At 43.1% G+C, this 2,942-nt stretch carries 4 protein-coding genes; 2 read left to right on the forward strand and 2 right to left on the reverse strand.

The window, feature by feature from the left end:
* Window positions 1-131: 131 nt before the first annotated feature.
* Together RIG27_RS13670 and RIG27_RS13675 are read right to left on the reverse strand one after the other, a co-directional pair.
* On the reverse strand, window positions 132-596 hold the full coding sequence (locus RIG27_RS13670) for a DUF1702 family protein (protein WP_446345934.1): 465 nt from the start codon (window positions 594-596) through the stop codon (window positions 132-134).
* 35 nt (window positions 597-631) lie between these two features.
* Window positions 632-934: a PEP-CTERM sorting domain-containing protein gene (locus RIG27_RS13675; protein ID WP_446345936.1), complete on the reverse strand. Its 303-nt coding sequence runs from the start codon at window positions 932-934 to the stop codon at window positions 632-634.
* Window positions 935-1,475: 541 nt separating this feature from the next.
* Here RIG27_RS13675 and devC point away from each other — a divergent pair.
* Together devC and RIG27_RS13685 are read left to right on the forward strand one after the other, a co-directional pair.
* The gene (gene devC / locus RIG27_RS13680) at window positions 1,476-2,630 is read left to right on the forward strand and encodes an ABC transporter permease DevC (protein WP_446345938.1); all 1,155 of its coding nucleotides are present in this window, start codon (window positions 1,476-1,478) and stop codon (window positions 2,628-2,630) included.
* Window positions 2,631-2,717: 87 nt separating this feature from the next.
* Entirely contained in the window at window positions 2,718-2,918 is a 201-nt protein-coding gene (locus tag RIG27_RS13685; RefSeq protein ID WP_446345940.1) for a hypothetical protein, read from the forward strand.
* The last annotated feature ends 24 nt before the right edge of the window (window positions 2,919-2,942 follow it).

Genomic DNA, 2,942 nt, shown 5'->3' on the forward strand with positions numbered 1-2,942 from the left:
CTTAAATGCCCGACTCACTTGACTGACTGACACGCCATTTCCTATCAGCTCCAAGGCACGTATTCGTATGTGCAAGACTATAAGCGATCGCCATAGCTAGTAGACCTGATGAGAAGTTGTACATTCTTTATTCACGCCTTGGAACTAGACCAGCGCGAAGCGCTATAGGTATGATTTGCCCCGGCATTGCCCAGAAACGTTGACACGCGATTCCCTTTCCAAGGAATTAGCCCATCCAGCAGCGCCAAACCCATCGCCGCTCCTTCAAACGCAAACCCACGCCATTCAGGGGAAACGGTGTTGAGTTGGGCGATAAGAGGGGTAGAACAGTCGTATGCGATCGCGCCATGATAGCCTTGCAAGAACGTATGACCCACTTGTTCTAACCGTTGCTGGGTTTGAGCCTCGTTACATTGAAATCCACGACGGGCAAATGTCGCTTCCGCTGGGGAAATACTAAAGAGAGATTGGCGAAGAGAATTTAATGAAGGAATTCTATTGGTTCTGGGTTTTGTTAACGTTTGCAGCATAAAATATCCCTGAGTTCTGACGATGCCGTCTTTGGAGTTAATAGAACCGAGATAATCTATCTTCATGAAAACCCCGGTTCAGGATAGTTTAGCCCTATCGCTCAATCTTTCTGCTGTTTTTTCCGTTTGAAAAATGCCCCCAATCCCAGGGCTAGAGTGGAGCCAAGAATCGTTGCTGGTTCGGGAACAGGTGTATGAACAATGTGAGTTTCACTGTGTAATGTAGCTACCAGAATTTTATTGCCATCACCGTCCGTCAGAAAATTGTCGTCGTCATCAACTGCAAAAAATTCTACTTCCTCAAAACCACAATAGATAATAGCAGCAAGTAGATCAGTATTAGTACACGTCTTCCCATCAAAAGAGGGGGGGACAGGCAAAGGTGGTAAAGGTGGTAGCGGCAACTGACCCTGCACTTTCTCTGGAGGAACTCCTAGTAGCCAGCGATCACCGTTGATTCCTCCTTTTATTTATACTGAATAAGTAAAAATGCTTATTCAGAACAATTTTCGTCTTGACTGAGTAACCACAGGGTCAATTTAAAGACAGATTCAAGAAAAAGCAATCGTCTTTACAGAATCTTTATCAAGTTACATTTTATTTACACTTATGGATGTAAACGCCTATTAACTGTAAAGGTTGCATAATGTAACGTTACACCCGAATAATTTGATAAAAATCAACCTATTTTTCATCTAAAAATTAATATATGTAAACTTATTTTAAAACATAGCCAAAAAGCCTGACCACAACTTATGCTTGATTGTTTGGGCTTCACGGTGAGACGTGAGCGATTCATAAGGTAAAGTAACTGAACAGTCTGACACAATCTTTATACTCAGCTTTACACCATCTTCATATTCCGCCATGCTGGACTAAGAATGTTGCCACAAGTCCACATTCATCAAGCCATTCCGACATTCCCCGACGCTCCAGATATTGAGAATGATTCTGAAAATCCCTCTCCCTTGGTTGCAACTCACCTATAAAAAGATGCGATTCTTCGTCGCACTCATGGGAATTGGCTTCGCCGTGATGTTAATGTTTCTGCAACTTGGACTGCGGGATGCCCTTTTTGACAGTGCGGTGCGCCTGCATCGGAGTTTAGAAGCTGACATTATCTTGCTCAGTCCCCTCTCCACCGCATCCATTGCCATGGAAAGCTTCTCCCAACGCCACTTATATAAAGCCTTAGGATATGCTGGCGTCAAGTCAGTTAGTTCTGTTTATGTCGATTTTGCTGTCTGGAAAAACCTCAAAACTCGTCGCGCCCGTCTCATCTTTGTCATTGGTATCAATCCCACGGATCAGGTGTTGAATTTACCTGGAGTGCAACAGAATATTGAGCAAATTAAACGAGAAGATGTTGCCTTATTCGATCAAGCCTCTCGACCCGAATTTGGACCCATTGCCGAGGAATTCAATCAGGGAGAAACCGTCATCGCTGAAGTCAGGGGTCATCGCCTAAAAATTAGCGGGTTATTCCAACTCGGCACATCCTTTGGTACTGACGGCAACTTAATTATGAGTGACTACACCTTCTTACGAGTTTTTAACAATCGCTCAGACGGATTAATTGATATTGGCTTAATCAAACTGAAACCTAATGCCAATCAAAACCGTGTGTTAAATCACTTAAAAAGTAGTTTAACTGATGGCATTAAAGTTTTCTCCAAGCAAGAATATATTGACTTTGAAAAAAACTATTGGAATACCAGTACAGCTATTGGCTTTATTTTCGATCTGGGTGCAGTCGTCGGATTTACCGTTGGCACAGTCATTGTCTATCAAATCCTTTATGCGGATGTCTCAGACCACCTTTCAGAATACGCCACACTCAAAGCGATCGGTTATACCCACAACTATTTATTAAAGGTGGTTTTTCAAGAAGCTTTGATTTTAGCCAGTTTTGGTTATATTCCAGGTCTTGCTATTTCTTTAGGTCTCTATAGTCTAGTCAAAAGTGCAACGCTTTTACCGATTGCGATGAACCTGAGCCGTGCTATCTTTGTTCTTGGCTTAACCACGTTAATGTGTTTAATTTCTGGGACAATTGCGATGCAGAAACTGCGAGACGCTGATCCGGTTGATAGTTTCTAGTGCAAAAAGGTAGAATTTCTGCCTTGCGATAGTACAGTTTTGCCGATGAAGAGGTTAATGTAAAGCTGTTGAAACGATTAGGCTGTAATGAGTTCAGACCCAAATAACACATCACCGGAACAGGAAAAGGCTCCAGAGCAAACTCCAACCGTTGACCCCAAGGATTTAGCAATGAAACCCGGTTATATTGCCGATCGCGATGCTGAGGAAACCGTAGACAATCCAGCCGTAACACCGCAAATGCCCAATGATCCCAGTGATGACCGAGGAGATTTAAGGCGGGATTGACACGAGAGAAAAAAAATTCAGCCG

Source organism: Coleofasciculus sp. F4-SAH-05 (genome assembly GCF_040222985.1).
Taxonomy (GTDB): Bacteria; Cyanobacteriota; Cyanobacteriia; order Cyanobacteriales; family Coleofasciculaceae; genus Coleofasciculus; species Coleofasciculus chthonoplastes.